The organism is Ideonella benzenivorans, from assembly GCF_020387415.1.
GTDB lineage: Bacteria > Pseudomonadota > Gammaproteobacteria > Burkholderiales > Burkholderiaceae_C > Ideonella > Ideonella benzenivorans.
Map to the genome: position 1 here is coordinate 285019 of NZ_JAGWCB010000018.1, position 15746 is coordinate 300764.

The window sequence follows — 15746 nt, forward strand, 5'->3', positions numbered from 1 at the left end:
GACGGGACGTGCCGCAACCAAATCATCGCGAGCAACAAGCTGCGCTGCGCAGCGACACCCCGGTCGCCAGCCTAAAATCCAAGGAAAACAACGACGAGCGCATCAGGGTGGCAACGAACGACGACATCAAAGCGTGCTTGGGACCAGAGGTCGCGAAGTACGCGGCGAACAAGCACCGCGGCGGGAGTAGCGGCAACAAAGGAACACGCTACGAAGATTTCTTCATGGCGTATCGAGTTGCGCACGCAGTGGCCGCCATGGTCGCCGACCCCGCGAATGAAGACCCAACGGTAAAGGGACAGTGCGGCGGTCTTGTGGACGACCTGCGTATCGCGACGCCGGATTCCACCAAGTACTTCCAGCTGAAGAATCAGGAGAAAGTAAGTTGGACCGCGGGTGACCACCCCATCGCAACTGACTTTGAGTACCAGAAGGTACTTTCTGACCATCTCAAGGAACCATCACCGAGCACCACGCTGGTGGTTGCCTGTGCGGCTCTCGCCGCAACACTGACGGCGAACATCCCTGCGAGCATCAGCGGCCATGCGGCTGTCGAACACTTCCCCTGGCATCCGACGCCGAACAGTCTCGTACTCCAGTTCCCTGAACTTCAGGCACATCTAGCGCTGCTTTCTCACACCGAAGCTCCAACGCTCGACGTGCTGTCTGCGGTCTTTGGGATGCTCCTGATTGCGTGCCTCAATCACCCTGACGGCGCATCAGCTCGGGAAATCGCCGAGACCGCTGCAAAGCAGCACCCTGGCCAGCTTCGACCGCTGCCAGTGACGGAAGACTGGGAGAGCTACCTAGCCGTTGACTTCAGGCAAGCTCTTGCCGCAGTACACGGTTTGGTGTACTCTGTCAAAAGAGGCTTTTTCCATTGGTCTGGCTTTGGAACCTCTGGCGTCTTCGGTTCAAGCGTTCTGAGCGAAGAGTTCAAGCAGTTCCAGAACGACATCGTTCAACGTCAACCAAAGACATTCGAAGAATTCGAAGAGGTTCTACCATGAACAACGGCAGAACTTTCACCGCCTTCGCGGAGCAAGACCCGACGGCGATGACGCTCGTCGAAGAGCTGCCCGGCCTCAAGGGCAACCCTGATGGCTACCGCGAAGCTATGCGGAAGCTGGGTGAGCATCTTGCTGACAGCATGTTGCCGCAGCTGGAAGCTGCCCCGGCAAAGGACGTGTGCGTCGTTTGCACTGTTGAGGACGCTGACTTCCTGGCTCGTGGATTGATTGAAGAGTTGGAGTCGCGCAACGTCGGGGCTAGAACCCGCATGATTTGCATGTGGAACGAACGTCTCAAGACTGAGGGTGTGTCCGTTTCACCAGTGCTCCGCACTTACGAAGAGGCGTTCGACAAGGACGACTCGGTGTTTATCATCGTCAAGTCGATTATTTCTGGTGCATGTGTAGTCAAGACCAACTTGACGAAGGCAATCTCTTCAGCGAACCCCAAGAGAATATTTGTTGCAGCGCCGGTGATGCTGAAGGGTGCGGAAGACCGGCTGTCGCGCGAGTTTCCTGCGGAAGTTGCTGGGAAGTTTGAATTCTTCCACTATGCAACCGACACTCAGAAGAGTGACGATGGAGAGGAAGTAATTCCCGGAATCGGTGGTTCGGTCTACGAACTGCTTGGATTCGGCGACAGCAAGGCCAAGAACAAGTATGTTCCGAATATCGTTCGAGAGCGTAGACGGAAGGAACATCCGTCAATTCAGCCTGCTTGACCACGAGTGAGAAGAGGCCCCGAGGAATCGGGGCCTTTTCCTTTCTATCGCCCAGTATGAGCGAGCATGTGACTTGGCCATGTAGGGAAAGATGCGGCGCGTGCTGCACAGCACCATCTATCACCTCGCCAATCCCAAGTATGCCCAGCGGCAAGCCTGCAGGGGTCAGGTGCATCCAACTCGACGAAGACGAGCGATGCCGCATCTTCGGCCACCCCGACCGACCCTCGGTATGTAGTTCACTGCAACCGCACCCGGCCATGTGCGGAGACAGCAGAGTGGCCGCCATGCTCTGGCTGACCACCCTGGAACAAGCGACCCTGCCCACTCAAATCTTGGGCTAGGAAGTGCCACAGGCGCTCGTGAAGTCGAAGCACCTGCGGCACTAGCCAACGTCAAACCAGGCACTCAGCCCGCGCCGCGCTGCCCTTGCTCGACGGCTGCAGCGGCGGCGTGTTGTCGTCCTCAGCGTCGGCCGGCGGGTTGCCGATGCCGGCCGGCACCAGCACAGCCTTCGCGCTGACGCCTGCGAAGCGCTGCTGTCCGCGCGCCGCGCCGGGCAGCGTCAGCAGCGCGGCCTTCCAGGTGCCTCGTGCCCACGCCGTGCCCTGGAACAACTGCCGGGCGCCGACGTGGTGCTCGGACGACGCCACCGCCAGGGTCCAGGTCTCGCGCTGGCGGTCGAACAGGGCCCGCACGCCCAGCATGGCCAGGTGCTTTTCCAGCGCCGCCAGGGTGTTGCGGTCGGCGTCGCCGGACACCAGCGTCTGCAGCGCCTCGCGAACCCGGGTGTAGAGCTTGGCGGTCTTGCCGTCCGCTTCGACCCGAACCACCATCTTGCGGTCCAGCATCGCGCCGAGGCAGGCTTCGCCGTGCGACTCGTGCTCGTCCTGCGGCACCACGTTCAGCCCCCACTGCGCAATCAGCGCAGCCAAGTCGCGCAGCGCCGGCACCGTGTCGTGCTTCAGGGCGATGTAGCCAGCCAGCAGCGGGCTCCACGTGTCGGCCCGCCGGTCAGGGTGCCCGATGTCCTGCAGCATGCGGTGCACCGCTGCGCGGGCGTCGCGCATCACCTGCCAGCGTGCCACCAGCAGCCGCCGCAGCCGCACGCCCAGCTCGCCGGGTTGCACACCGCTGGCCGGGTCCAACAGCGGGCTCTTCGTCATCCCCGCTCGCTGCTTCGGCACCATCGACAGCCGCACCGAGCGACTTTCCAGCGCCGGTTCGAGCTCGGGCAGGTGGATGCCGCAGAGCACCACACCGGCCGGCGCGTTGAAGTACTGCACCTTGCCGCCGATGACACGGGAGAACTTGCCCTTGCCCGGCGTCTTGGTGAAGCCGCTGTTAAACACCTCGGCCAGCTTCAGCATCTCGCCCTTACTGACCTTGAGCGGTTCGAACTCGTCGCAAATCATCGCCAGCGACGCGTCCTTCACCGCGTGCAGCACCTGCGCCACCGTCGGAACACCGTCACGCCGTACCGCCTGCCTGCCGAGCAACGCGGTCTGCAGGTCGACCCATGTGGTCTTGCCCGAGCCGCGTTCCGCCGTGACGATGAGCGAAGGGCTGTGCGGCAGCACCGCACCCATCGCCGCGCTGGCCAGCCAGCCCAGCGACACCGCCGCCCCGTGCTGCTGCTCGAAGCCGAACGACTCGAACGTGCTCTCGACCAAGTGCACATCGGCTGCCGATGCCGAGGGCGTCGAAGCGTCGAAGCCGATACTGTCGCCCGCCACGTACACCCGCTGCCTGGTGGGCGTCGTGTCCACCGCCGCACCGGCTTCGTCGTACACCGACTTGCCGTAGTTGATGACCAGCTTGCCGTCGTCGACATACAGCCCTGGGCCGCGAACGGTGTCGGCCTGCGCCGGACCGAACGCATCGCAGCCCAGCCGGATTTCATCGGCAAGCGCATCAGACGAAAACACGCGCTTCCGGGTCTTCGGGTCCATCGCGCTGTAGTTGTCGTAGCAGTACGCGGCGCCGAGCTTCGTCAGCAGCGATGCGTCGTCCAGCTTGCCCGGTAGCGTGACCAGCAGACCGGTCTTGCGGGACAGCACGCGGTAGTTGCCGTTCTGGTCGTATCCCGCGACATCGAAGCCGCCACCGGGGTGCATCAGGTCAGCGGGAGACGGCGCGGGCGGTACCGCCTTCAGTGCCGGGGCTGCTGCAGTCTTGTGGCTGCCGAACAGGGCGCTCAGGATGTTGCTGTTGCTTTTGCTCATGTGAAGTCTCCAATGGCAAACAGCCCTGCGAGCGGTTGCGCTGGCAGGGCTGGAAATGGGAAGGGTGGCCGCCGGAGTCAACCGACGGCGTGGGGGTGCGGCGACAAGGCCGCGAATATGGGTGTGGGGGCTGGTGTAGCCCCAGGGCCGTCCTCAGCGCTTTGGCGAGGGGCCCTCTCTGGTCAGCCGCGGTGGCGCGGCGCCAGGTCTTGTGGGCGCTGGGCGATTCAGTCGGCGCCGCCTGCCAGGAGATGCCTCTCCACTCAATTGCGCTGCAGGATGCCGACTGGCAGGGTTTTTAAAGAACACGACCCCGATACCACCAGCTTGGGTGGGGGGAGCGTGTTCTTGCGCGGGAGGTGCGCTGATGAAGTAGGAGCCGAACTGTATCGTCGCCGCGCAGCCTGGCAAGGCAATAGTTCACGGCCGGCCATGGTGGCTGGCCGTCACCAGCGACCGTCTTGCAGACCGTCGCCAAGGCCGAGACGGTAGAAGCAGACGCTTCCACCGTGGGGGAACGGGGCACCCCGGCTCACGGTCGCTAGGGCGACACGCCGTGTCTCGGGCTGGACGCCCTCGTCCCCTTGCCAATACCGCGCCCCATCCCGCTGACTCTGCACGGCAGAGCCAACGGGCGGGCAACCCGCGCGCTGCTTGCCTTTGGTGTCGCTGTTCGCGCCACCGGCAGGCGCCTCCTGGACGTCGGCCATCGCCCGGGTTGCCCGCCCGCCTTCAGCGGGTGGGGCGGGGCTTCGCCCCCACTGCGTCACCGGCCCGTGGGCGGGCATGATTTCGCTGGGGCGAAACCTGACTTGTGGCGCCCCCTGCCGCGCGTTGACCGTGTTGGCACGGTGCAGCGCGCGGTGCTGCGGCTGGACGCCTTGCCCCACGTCCTGTGGCGTGGCACCCCCGAGATGCGCCGAACCAATCCCTATCATGGGCGCATGGATACAAAAGCAACATCGGCTCAAGCGTTCATCGAGCGCTGGCAGGGAGTTACCGCGAGCGAGCTGGCCACCGCTCAGACCTTCGTCATGGACTTGTGCGAGCTTCTGGGCGTGCCCAAGCCGCACCCGACGCCCGCGCAGGACTACATGTTCGAGCGCCCCGTCACCTTCAGCCATGGCGACGGCTCCAGCAGTGCCGGCCGCATCGACTGCTACAAGCGTGGCCACTTCGTGCTGGAGGCCAAGAAGCTCAAGGCCGGCTCGCACACCAAGGGCTTCGACGACGGCCTGCTGCGTGCCCGCAGTCAGGGCGAAAGCTACGCCCGCGCGCTCCCGGCCAATGAAGGCCGCCCGCCGTTCGTCATGGTGGTGGACGTGGGCACCGTCATTGAGGTCTACGCGGAGTTCAGCCGCAGCGGCGGCACCTACACACCTTTCCCTGACCCGCGCAGCCATCGCATCCTGCTGGCTGACTTGGCAAAGCCCGAAACGCTTGAGCGACTGCACAAGATTTGGACCCAACCGGACGACCTGAACCCGGCACTCATCGCGGCCAAGGTCACCCGTGATGTGTCCAACAAGCTGGCTCTGCTCGCCCGTTCGCTCGAACAAGCGGGGCACGCGCCGCAGACCGTCGCCGCGTACCTCTCGCGCTGCCTGTTCAGCATGTTCGCGGAGGACGTTGAGCTGCTGCCCAAGGGCTCCTTCCAGGCGCTGCTGCTGCAGCACCGCGAGAACCCCGCCACCTTGCAACTGATGCTGCGCAGCCTGTGGGCCGACATGGACCGGGGCGGCTTCTCGGTGGCGCTGGTGCAGTCGGTGCTTAAGTTCAACGGCAAGCTGTTCAAGGGCGACAGCGCCGATGGCTACAGTCTGCTTCTCACGCCCGAGCAAATCGACCTGCTGGTGCAGGCCGCTCGTGCCAACTGGCGCGAGGTCGAGCCCGCCATCTTCGGCACCCTGCTGGAGCGCGCGCTGGACCCCAACGAACGCCACGCGCTGGGCGCCCACTACACACCGCGTGCTTACGTTGAACGGCTGGTGCTGCCCACCGTCATCGAGCCATTACGTGCCGAATGGGCCAACACCCAGGCCGCGGCGCTGCTGCTAGCCCACGAGGCCGCCGAGCTGGAGGCCAACCCGCCCGCGGTGAAGACCAAGAAGGACTTCGCCGCGCTCGACCGGCACAACGCTGCAGTGCGCGCCAAATGGGCCGAGGCCCGCCGGCAGGTGAAGGACTTCCTGCACCGCCTGTGCACCCTGCGCGTGCTGGACCCGGCCTGCGGCAGCGCCAACTTCCTGTACGTGACGCTGGAGCACCTGAAGCGCCTGGAGGGCGAGGTGCTGAACCAGCTTAGCGCCCTGGGCGACAAGCAGGACGCGCTGGACCTGGCCGGCGAGACCGTCACGCTGCAGCAACTGCGCGGCGTGGAGCTGAACGAGCGCGCCGCCGCCCTGGCCGAGCTGGTGCTGTGGATTGGCTTCCTGCAGTGGCACATCCGAACTCAAGGGCGTGCGAATGTGGCCGAGCCCGTGGTGCACGACTACGGCAACATCGAGCACCGGGACGCCGTGCTGGCCTACGACCGCCAGGAGCCGATAACCGACGCCACCGGCAAGGTGCTGACTCGTTGGGACGGCGAGACCGTCAAGCCGCACCCCGTGACGGGCCAACCCGTGCCTGACGAGGCCGCCCAGGTGGTGCAGTGGCGCTACGTGAACCCCCGGCAGGCCGAGTGGCCCAAGGCCGACTTCATCGTAGGGAACCCGCCCTTCATCGGCAACAAGCGCATGCGGTTGGCCCTGGGCGACGGCTACGCCGACGCCCTGCGCGCCGCCTGGCCCGAGGTGCCCGAGAGCGCCGACTTCGTCATGTACTGGTGGCACAAGGCCGCCGAGACGGTCCGCCAGGGCCAGGCCGAGCGCTTCGGCCTCATCACCACCAACAGCCTGACTATGATTTTCAACCGGCGGGTGATTGAGGCGCACCAGACCGCCACCCCGCCGCTGAGCCTGGCCTACGCCGTGCCCGACCACCCGTGGGTGGACAGCGCCGACGGCGCGGCGGTGCGCATCTCCATGTCCGTGGGCGTGTGCGGCACTGCCGAGGGCAAGCTGCAGACCGTCACCCAGGAGCGGGAGGCCGAGGGCGGCGAGGTGGCCGTAGAGCTGCTGACCCGGCAGGGCGTCATCCATGCCGACCTCAAGGTCGGCGCCAACGTCGCCGGGGCGAAGCGGCTGCAAGCCAACGACCGGCTGTCCAACCGGGGCGTGATACCCCATGGGGCCGGGTTCATCGTCACCCCGGACGAGGCGAGGAGCCTGGGCCTGGGCACCGTGCTGGGTTTGGACCAGCACATCCGCCCCTACCGCAATGGCCGCGACCTGACCAGCACGCCCAGGGGCGTGCTGGTCATCGACCTGTTCGGGCTCCAGGCCGATGAGGTTCGGCAGCACTTCCCAGCGGTCTATCAGTGGCTGCTGGAGCGGGTGAAGCCGGAGCGGGACGAAAACCCACGGCGCCGGGTGCGCGAAATGTGGTGGCTCTTCGCCGAGGCACGTGTTGTGATGCGCCGTTCGCTGCAGGGGTTGCCGCGCTACATCGTCACCGGGCAGGTGGCCAAGCACCGGGTGTTCCAGTGGCTGGATGCCTCCATCCTGCCGGACGACAAGCTCATCGCCGTGGCCAGCGCCGACGCCCTGCACCTGGGCGTGCTGTCCAGCGCCGTGCATGGCGCCTGGGCCCTGACGGCTGGTGGGCGCTTGGGCGTCGGCAACGACCCGGTCTACAGCAAGTCCACCTGCTTCGAGGCGTTCCCCTTCCCCGACCTGGACCCGGCCGGGGCGCTGGCCGAGCGCATCCGCTCGTTGGCCGAGCAAATCGACGCCCACCGCAAGGCCCAGCTCGCGGCCCATCCGGACGCCACGCTCACGGCCACGTACAACGTGCTGGAGAAGCTGCGCAGCGGCGAGGCGCTGACCGCCAAAGAGAAGGTGGTCCACGAACACGGCCTGGTGGGCGTGCTCAAGAGCCTGCACGACGAGCTGGACGCTGCCGTGCTGCAGGCCTACGGCTGGGCCGACCTGACCCTGCCGGCCGACACCGACACGCTGCTGCTGCGGCTGGTGGAGCTGAACGCCAAGCGCGCGGCCGAGGAAGCGGCCGGCACGGTGCGGTGGCTGCGCCCGGAGTTCCAGCAGGCGGGGCAAGGCGAGCAGGCGGCACTGGAGACCGGGGCTGAAGGCGCCGACGAGGGCGAGGATGAGAACGCCGAGGCGAAGCCGACCAAGGCCGCAGTGGTGCAGCGCCCGTGGCCCACGGGGCTGACCGAGCAAATCAAGGCGGTTGCCGAGGTGCTCGCCAGCGCCGGGCGCAGCCTAGACCTCGAAGGGCTGGCCGGGCACTTCAACGGCCGGGGTCGCTGGCGCGACCGCCTGCCTACGCTGCTGGACACGCTGGTTGCCTTGGGCCGAGCTCGCGCGGTCGACGGCCAATGGGTCGGCGTAGGCCTTTAGCCGCAGGCCGCGAGTCGAAACACCGTCACGCTGTAACGTTACCGGGTGACCACCACCCGGTGAGCGTTACCGCGTGACCACCACCCACGAATAACCAAAGTCCTTCAGACCAGAAGCGGTTGCAGAAAACGTGTTTTGAGAACCGAAGAAGAAGCCGCCCTGCGGGCGGCTGTCGCCCGGTGAAGAGCACCCGCAAGGTCGGAGCGCCAGGTCCGCGGGCGACGTAAGGGCGGGCCAGGCCCGCCCCGTGTCATGCAGGCTGAAGCCTGCAGAAGCGCGCGAGTGTGACGAGCGTCTGGCCCGGTGCCGGGCTCAAGTTCCTGCCCGTCGGGCCGATACCTGCGTGACGGAAGGCATCGGCCCAACAGTCAGAAACTCTCATGTCCCAGCGCTACTTCACCTGGCAGGTGCTCTCCTTCTCGGGCGGCTTGCTGTTCTTCGTCGGACTGTTCTTCTTGCCGAGTGACAAGCTGTTGGGCCTGCGCGTGGACGTGCTGGCTATCCGCTTGGGCTTCGTCCTTGTCGTGGCGGGCGTCCTTTGGGGCTTCGCGCGTGCGGTGAAGCGCCTCCGCGGGCCCGGCAGCCTGAGCGAGCGCCTCGGCTGGTCCGCCCAACCAGGCCACAGCTTCGACGACGACGATGGTCACCGCCGGCGGCACGGCAGCGATAACCGCCGGGGGCCGGCGGTCAACGTCGACGGTACGCCCATGGCCAACGCCCATGTGGACGTGAACGGGAATGCCTATGGCTTCTCCGACCACCGTCACGACGCTGGCGGCTTCTCCAGCGGCGGTTCGTTCGGCGGCGGCTTCAGCAACTCGCGTTGGTGACCGCCATCCGTCGCTGATGGCGCTTCCTTCTGAGCCAGCGCGCGGCGCTGCTGCCGCGCCAGCTTGCGTGACGTGATTTCGGCTGCACCGTCCTTGATGCGCTGGCGGTCGGGGCACAGGAACAGCACTTTGAAGCCCTGGCCAAGCGGCTCTCGGCGGATGAGGCCCAGCGTTTCCAGGTCAGCCAGATGGCCACGGACAGCCCGCTCGTCCTTGCCCGTGAGCTTGGCGATGTGCGGCCCGGCGTAGGTCGTGTTGCCCTCGTAGTGGCAGGAGGCGAGAGCGAGGTACACATACATGGCCGCGTTGTCGATGCAGTCGACCACGTTGAACAGCATCGCCCGCGGCAGGCAGAAGTACCCGCCCTTGCCGTAGCGCTCGAACCAGCGGTCGTTCTCGGTGCTGGCGATGCGGTTGCGGGGGCGCTTCATGCCTGGCCCCCTTCGGTGAGCTCGCGTTCCAGCCAGGCTTCAACCTCGGCCACGTCGAAGAACGACAGCCGGCTACCGGCCAAGTGGCGCGGGGCGGGGAACGCGCGCTGCGCAATCCAGTTTTCCAGGGTGCGGGTCGAAACGCCGAGGGCTTCGACCAGCGCGGACTTGGGGATGAACTTGTCCATCGAGATGCTCCAGGTGACGGGTGCGCCCGTCGGGCGAAGCGAGGCGAAACTGCCGGCTCGATGGAGTGAAGCCCCCCGTTTTAGCCTTCGCGCAATGACGCGCAGGCACTCGGGACGGCGTTAGCCGGCGAGACGGTGGCTAGACAGTGGACCTACCACCGAAAGCCACCATGAAAGTCTCGACCTCCGACTTGCAGGGCGTGCTGGGCGCCGCGCCCGCTGCCGCGTCAGCATCACGTGCACCTCGGCAGACCAGCAGCCGCAGCGGGCGCGAGCAGGCCCGCGCCAACGAGCTGAAGTGCATGCGTGTCGTCGCCCATCACGGGCACGTCCGCGTCGCCGAGCTGGCCCGCGCCGTCTGGCCCAAGGCGCGGTACGCCGAGCAGGTCTGTCGGCGCGTTGCCAGCCGGCTGATTGGCGAGGGCCTGCTGCTGGAACGGCGTGACGCGCTCGGCTCGCGCAGCCTGTGCCTGACCCGCGTCGGTGCCACCTGGCTGGAGGCCCGCGGCATCGAGGCGCAGCACACGCTGGACCTGTCCAGCGTGTCGGGCAGCACCTTCTTCCACCGAACGCTGGCCACGCGTTACCTCATCGAGCGCCAAGTCGAGGGCTTCCAGACCGCCGGGGAGTACCTGCTGCTGCGGCGCAAGGCGCCGTTCCCGGTGGACCGGATGGTGAAGATGCTGCGCAAAATGCCCGACGGTGCCGTCTGGCAGCGCCGGGCCGACGGGCCGGCGACGGTGGAGGTGTGCGAGGTCGAGGCCGCCCGCAAGGCGCTGCCCCAGCTCGCGGCCTGCCTGCGGTGGGCAGAACTCGTCGGCCAGCCGCTCGACCAGGCCGGCGCCTACCGGCTCGGGGGCTTGGTCTTCGTCTACGACCGCGAGCTGAACCATGCCCGCCGCATCCTGCTGGCCGCCACTTCGCTGTGGGGGCATCGCCTCCTACAGGAACGCGTAACGCTGGAACGCCGGGTCAAGCTTGTCGCGGTCGAGTTGCGCGACCCGCTGGTGTGGGTCGGTTCCAGTGTGACGACGTTACACGACCTGAGGCAGCGCGCCGTTTAAAACCTGGGAGCTACCCTAGGTAGACCCTCAGACGATGACCCGCAGGCAATCGGGACAAGCTGATTCGGCGCGTTCCCGCGCGCCCGTTCGTGGCCTCGGCCCCGTCCGGAAAATGCACTGTACGGCCCCGCAAGGGGAGAGAGGCGCCTTCGGGCGCCTCTCTTGTTTCCTACTGCTGCCCAGTCAGGTCGCCCGCGTGACGGGTCGAAGAATCTGCGCAGCCTCTTGTTGGCGTCCGCGCAGTTGACGGCCGAGCTTTGCTCGCTCATCGCCATCGGCGGCGGCGTACGCCGAACGGGTCTCGTGCAGCTTCCGATGTCGCTCGTTCGGCAGCCGCAGTTCATCACCGACGATGACCGCGCCGGTGACGCTCTTCGGCGCGCCTGCAGCGAAAGTGGCCGACTTCTTGCCCTTGGACTTCAAGCCATGGCGAGCAATGAGCATGCGTACTTCACCCAGTAGGCGCTTTGTCGCGTTTGGACCTGAGAGCGCGATGTCGTCGACGTATATGGTCAGCTTGCAGTCTGAAGCAGCTGCGAGCTTGGCGATGTCCTCGAACAGCCCCCTTGCGGCGAAGAATGCCACCCGGCCACTCAGCGGACTTCCGGTGGGCAGATGCAGTTGCCTGTAGCAGCAAATGTCGGCCAGCCGGTCCGCGACATCGGCGGCGCACTCGAAGTCGCGCACGAACATCCGGAACACCATGGCCCGGGTCACGCTCGGATAGAACTTGTTGATGTCGGTCTTGATGACCGGGTGGTTACCGAGGTGCTGCCGCGCGTTATCCGCATACGAACGGCCCTTCTGCGAGAACACGTAGTCCGGGACCTCAATGCGCGCGAGCAGGTCGGCGATGACCTTGTGCACTGCCGCCATCCAATGGATGGGCGCCTGGATTTCCCGGTCCTTAGGCCCCTTCCAGACCCGGAAGGATTCGGCAGCCAGAAGGTCCGTCACCGACTCCCACTTGACGCCGATGACGTCCTCAAACCGCCCCTTGCCGCGCAAGCGGAAGAGCGGCGACTGATTCAGCGCGTAGGCCTTACGCGGCGCGCTCGACCGCATCGCGTTCCTGAAGCCACTCAAGCAGCCTCAGTATCTTGTCCGCCGCCGCCACCCGCAGCTTCGCCCCAGGCTTTCGGTCCTCATTGATGGACTCCGAGAACAAGAGGATGGAGGACACGGGCATCTTGAAGACCTCGGAATACCGCTCCAGCAGGTCCAGCCCGGGCGTCTTGTCGCCTTTCTCCAGCTCGCTCAGGTACGAGTTGGAAATCCCAAGGCGCCTGGCCAGCTCCACTTGGGTGTACTGGTGGTAGGTCCGAAGCAGCTTCAGGGCGCGATTCAACATGGCATGCCTCTCGAATTTGAAATAAAGGGGTGACGAATCACCGAAGCAGGAAGTCAATCAGCTTGGCGACCATCGAGACGAGCCGGACCACCGCGGTGGCCAGGCGGAACGTCTCGGGACGCACCCACCAGGACTTCTTGCGTTGCTTCTTCGTCGCCCGCCGCTGAGGAGGCTTCAGAACGTCACTCATGACGATTCCTTTCGGCTGCACCAAACAACGCACACGGGATGTGTGCGCCGTGGCTGTCGCCCGCAACCGAACAGAGCAAAGCGGCGAGTTGACCCCCTTCACTTCCAGATGCCTGCCCGGGGTCGCCCGGGCAGGCTCGCACCGGCCCCAACCGTACCGCGCACCGGAGGACCGGCACCGTGCGGCGTGGGCTTGCGAGTAGTTAGAGCCTTTCGGCCCCACAGGGTGCTGTAGCACCCCAACAGTCGACAGTTATCTCTGTCAGCCTCGGGGCGGATTGTAGCCGAAGAACTTCGCTCAGCGCAAGTTATGTTTCGCTGTCAGCGAAATGCCGATATGACCCCGCTAAGGGGTCTCCCCTCGCGCCGCGCAACCGTCCGCACGCCGCAGGGTGCCCTCCGGCCTGGCATCCCCAGCTTCCTGCCGTGCAGCCGGGGTGTGCCCCTTCCAGTCCTGCGGCGGTTGCGCACTTCTACCCCCGGTCTCGCCGACGGGCACAGGTGCCTCACGCACCCCAGCCCTAAAGGAACAAGACATGGAAGGCAAGAAGCAGCAGCGCGACCTCTACGCCGAGGTCACCCGTCGAATTGTCGAGGCCCTGGACCAGGGCGTCCGCCCCTGGTCGTGCCCGTGGTCCCGTAGCGCCGCGAGCGGCGGCATGCTGCCCCGCCGGCACGGCGGCGAGCCTTATCGTGGCGTGAACGTCCTGCTGCTGTGGGGCGCAGCGATGGAGCGCGGCTTCACGTCGCGCACCTGGTTGACCTATCGCCAGGCCGAGGCGCTGGGCGGGCAGGTTCGCAAGGGCGAGCGCGGTACGATGGTGGTCTATGCCGGTCAGTTCAGCCCCAGCAAGGAGGGCACCGACGCGGCCGAAGGCGAAGCCCCTGCACGGCGCTCGGTGGCCTTCCTGCGCAGCTACACGGTTTTCAATACCGAGCAGGTGGATGGGCTGGCCGCGCCCGAAGCGCCCGAGGCTGTCCAGCCCGACGCCGACGCGCTGGCCCTCGTGGCGAGGTCAGGCGCGACGGTTCGCCACGGCGGCGACCGAGCGTTCTACGCACCGGGGCCCGACCTCGTGCAGATGCCCGAGGCTTCGCGCTTCCGCGACGCAGCCGCGTACTTCGGCACCCTGGCACATGAGCTCGTGCACTGGACCGGCCACCCGGACCGCCTTGCGCGCCAGTTCGGCCAGCGTTTCGGCGACCAGGCCTATGCGATGGAAGAGCTCGTCGCCGAGCTCGGCGCCGCGTTCGTGTGCGCCGGGAGCCAGCTCAGCCCGGAACCGCGTGAGGACCATGCTGCGTACCTGGCCGAGTGGCTGGCCGTGCTGAAGCACGACAAGCGCGCCATCTTCACCGCCGCAGCCCAGGCGCAGCGCGCGGCCGACCTACTGTGTTGCGTCGAGCCGGGGCAGGAGCAAGAGGCCACCTAAGCAAAAGGGGCGCCCTTCGGGCGCCCCTTGGCAGGCTGCTCACTTGGCTCTCAGCCCGCAACGCACCCCTCCACGACTCGCTCGCCCTCCACTTGGTTGGCGGGCGACTCCTCCTGCCAAAAGCGCAGACCCGGCCCCAAGAACGCAGGTTGCGGCGGCGCCTCGGCAAATGGAATCAACACGACATGCTCGTCGTCGCCCTGAAGTCGGACGGCGGCGTGGCTGCCCGGCCAGACCCGAAGCTCCTTGACCACGCGCAGCAGTGCCTGATGGAGCCGAGCCCGCTCGTCGACCCAAGCCAAAGTCACGTCTTGCACCGCCGCAAGGGCGCGCTCGATAGCTGGAACCAGGTCACCTTCAAAGACGTGGGTAACCGGGTCGGCCAGCAACGCGGACAGCTTTGCGACCTTCGCCGTCCGCGCATCAACCGATGCCTCAAGCGCGCGAAGCCGACCGGCAATCGCGGTGGACCCGCCCATGGTTTCCAAGGTGGCCAGCAGGTGGTTAATGGCCTTCTGCTCGCGCAGCAGGGCAGCGCGTTCCTCGCCAAGCTCTTGGCGGGCTTTCTCTCGGGTACCGCCCTCCTGGATGTCCGCGGCGATGTAGGTCATCAATGGCCGAATGAGCGAACTCTCCAGCTTGGCCGCGTTCCAGTTCGGGCAGGCCGTGACCCCGCGGTCGCGATTGGCGCACACATAGAGGGCATAGCCCTCGCTGTTCTTGGGCCCGTTCTTGGACTTGCGGGCCAGCGTCCCGCCGCAGTGGCCGCAGCGCAGCATTCCCTGGAAGATGTTGTGATACCCGATGTCCCGCCGCTTCGGCAGGTCCACACGGCGGGCCACTGCGGCGTTCGCCTGGTTGAACAGGGCTTCGCTGACCACGGCTGGGTAGTAGTTGTGCCACACCTCGCCAGTGGGCACTCGCTGCTTGCCGGCCTTGACTTGCGGCTCGAACTCGCCCAGCACGCGGCGATTGGCGACCAACTTGCCGGGCAAGGTCTTGTGCCAGTCTGCGGCACGCGCCGGCACAGGCCACCCCTCTCGGTTTGCGATGCGAGCGATGGCCGTGCCGCCGTAGCCGTTGGCGGTGTACTCGAAGACCTTGCGCACGCTCTCGACCAGCTCGGGAACCGCCTCCCAGCCGTTGCGGGCCTCATTGGGGCGCAGCCAGCCGGGACCCTGGCCGAAAGCGAAGGTCGACTTGCTGCGACGTTTCCGGTCGTGGGCCTTCTTGACCCGGTCAGCCTTGGTCTCCGACTCCTCGTTCGCGCGAACGAAGACCAGCACGGCATACATGACGTTCATCGGCTCCTTCACGGTGTCCTCATCGAGGACGCGGCCATCAATGACCGTCACGACCCGGATGCCCAGCTTCACCAGCTTGCCCAGCAGGCTCATGGCGTCCAGAACATCAGACCGCGACAGCCGGTCCAGACTCTCGACGAGCAGATACGAGCCCGGCTCAATGGCACCGGATTCGACCGTCTTGATGAACGCGGCCAGGGCGCCGCGGGTCACGTTGCTGCGGTCGAACGCCGAGACGCCCAGGTCCTCGAAAGTGGCTTCCTGCAGGTCGAGGTCATGCTCGGCGGCGTACCGGCGGCTCTTATCAAGCTGCCGCTGCAGGCTGTCGCCCTTGGCCTGACGCTTGGTCGAGAATCGAACGTAGGAGTAAGCCTTCGGTCGGACGCCGGTGGCCGAAGTCAGCTCGTTGGTCGTGACAAGGGGGAGGTTGTTCACAGCTTCGGTTCCTAAAGAGATGGGGAAGCTGTGAAGCGACACTGTTTATATGAACGCCCAGCCTTCCGTGGCATCCCTTAAGGTAGCGACCGCGAAACCGG

General features: G+C 66.1%; 14 protein-coding genes. 7 read left to right on the forward strand and 7 right to left on the reverse strand.

Features of this window, described 5'->3' with window-relative positions; genetic code table 11:
* The first annotated feature begins 8 nt into the window (after nucleotides 1–8).
* Genes KGA65_RS17710 through KGA65_RS17720 form a run of 3 tightly spaced genes read left to right on the forward strand, consistent with a single transcriptional unit; the run spans nucleotide 9 to nucleotide 2076 of the window.
* Entirely contained in the window at nucleotides 9–1010 is a 1002-nt protein-coding gene (locus KGA65_RS17710) for a hypothetical protein (protein ID WP_225864446.1), read from the forward strand.
* The gene (locus KGA65_RS17715) at nucleotides 1007–1732 is read left to right on the forward strand and encodes a hypothetical protein (protein WP_225864447.1); all 726 of its coding nucleotides are present in this window, start codon (nucleotides 1007–1009) and stop codon (nucleotides 1730–1732) included. Before KGA65_RS17710 ends, KGA65_RS17715 begins: the two co-directional genes overlap by 4 nt.
* A gap of 56 nt (nucleotides 1733–1788) precedes the next feature.
* Nucleotides 1789–2076 carry a YkgJ family cysteine cluster protein gene (locus KGA65_RS17720; protein ID WP_225864448.1) on the forward strand — a complete coding sequence of 96 codons (288 nt, stop codon included), beginning with the start codon at nucleotides 1789–1791 and terminating at the stop codon, nucleotides 2074–2076.
* A gap of 51 nt (nucleotides 2077–2127) precedes the next feature.
* Here the strand turns inward: KGA65_RS17720 and KGA65_RS17725 are convergent, their stop codons facing one another.
* Nucleotides 2128–3957 (reverse strand): hypothetical protein, encoded by a 1830-nt coding sequence (locus KGA65_RS17725; RefSeq protein WP_225864449.1) that lies wholly within the window; start codon nucleotides 3955–3957, stop codon nucleotides 2128–2130.
* Nucleotides 3958–4901: 944 nt separating this feature from the next.
* Between KGA65_RS17725 and KGA65_RS17730 the strand changes: the two genes are divergently transcribed.
* The gene (locus tag KGA65_RS17730) at nucleotides 4902–8420 is read left to right on the forward strand and encodes a class I SAM-dependent DNA methyltransferase (protein WP_225864450.1); all 3519 of its coding nucleotides are present in this window, start codon (nucleotides 4902–4904) and stop codon (nucleotides 8418–8420) included.
* A gap of 380 nt (nucleotides 8421–8800) precedes the next feature.
* On the forward strand, nucleotides 8801–9250 hold the full coding sequence (locus KGA65_RS17735) for a hypothetical protein (RefSeq protein ID WP_225864451.1): 450 nt from the start codon (nucleotides 8801–8803) through the stop codon (nucleotides 9248–9250).
* Here the strand turns inward: KGA65_RS17735 and KGA65_RS17740 are convergent.
* Nucleotides 9184–9681, reverse strand: coding sequence for a helix-turn-helix domain-containing protein (locus tag KGA65_RS17740; protein ID WP_225864452.1), 498 nt, complete (start codon nucleotides 9679–9681; stop codon nucleotides 9184–9186). The genes KGA65_RS17735 and KGA65_RS17740 overlap by 67 nt on opposite strands.
* Complete coding sequence (locus tag KGA65_RS17745; RefSeq protein ID WP_014427840.1) at nucleotides 9678–9869, reverse strand: helix-turn-helix transcriptional regulator; 192 nt, start codon at nucleotides 9867–9869, stop codon at nucleotides 9678–9680. Before KGA65_RS17745 ends, KGA65_RS17740 begins: the two co-directional genes overlap by 4 nt.
* Nucleotides 9870–10039: 170 nt before the next feature.
* On the opposite strand from KGA65_RS17745, the gene KGA65_RS17750 reads away from it, so the two are divergent.
* Complete coding sequence (locus tag KGA65_RS17750; RefSeq protein ID WP_225864453.1) at nucleotides 10040–10933, forward strand: hypothetical protein; 894 nt, start codon at nucleotides 10040–10042, stop codon at nucleotides 10931–10933.
* A gap of 183 nt (nucleotides 10934–11116) precedes the next feature.
* On the opposite strand, the gene KGA65_RS17755 is transcribed toward KGA65_RS17750, so the two are convergent.
* From KGA65_RS17755 to KGA65_RS17765, 3 genes are read right to left on the reverse strand one after another with little or no spacing between them, the layout of a single operon-like run.
* Nucleotides 11117–11998: a reverse transcriptase family protein gene (locus KGA65_RS17755; RefSeq protein WP_225864454.1), complete on the reverse strand. Its 882-nt coding sequence runs from the start codon at nucleotides 11996–11998 to the stop codon at nucleotides 11117–11119.
* Nucleotides 11976–12284, reverse strand: a complete 309-nt coding sequence (locus KGA65_RS17760; RefSeq protein ID WP_225864455.1) for a helix-turn-helix transcriptional regulator — start codon at nucleotides 12282–12284, stop codon at nucleotides 11976–11978. Before KGA65_RS17760 ends, KGA65_RS17755 begins: the two co-directional genes overlap by 23 nt.
* A gap of 37 nt (nucleotides 12285–12321) precedes the next feature.
* Nucleotides 12322–12474 (reverse strand): hypothetical protein, encoded by a 153-nt coding sequence (locus tag KGA65_RS17765; RefSeq protein ID WP_014427844.1) that lies wholly within the window; start codon nucleotides 12472–12474, stop codon nucleotides 12322–12324.
* A 535-nt stretch (nucleotides 12475–13009) separates the two neighbouring features.
* Here KGA65_RS17765 and KGA65_RS17770 point away from each other — a divergent pair.
* Nucleotides 13010–13906 carry an ArdC family protein gene (locus KGA65_RS17770; RefSeq protein ID WP_225864456.1) on the forward strand — a complete coding sequence of 299 codons (897 nt, stop codon included), beginning with the start codon at nucleotides 13010–13012 and terminating at the stop codon, nucleotides 13904–13906.
* A 50-nt stretch (nucleotides 13907–13956) separates the two neighbouring features.
* On the opposite strand, the gene KGA65_RS17775 is transcribed toward KGA65_RS17770, so the two are convergent.
* Entirely contained in the window at nucleotides 13957–15645 is a 1689-nt protein-coding gene (locus KGA65_RS17775; protein ID WP_225864457.1) for a recombinase family protein, read from the reverse strand.
* Between the last annotated feature and the right edge of the window lie 101 nt (nucleotides 15646–15746).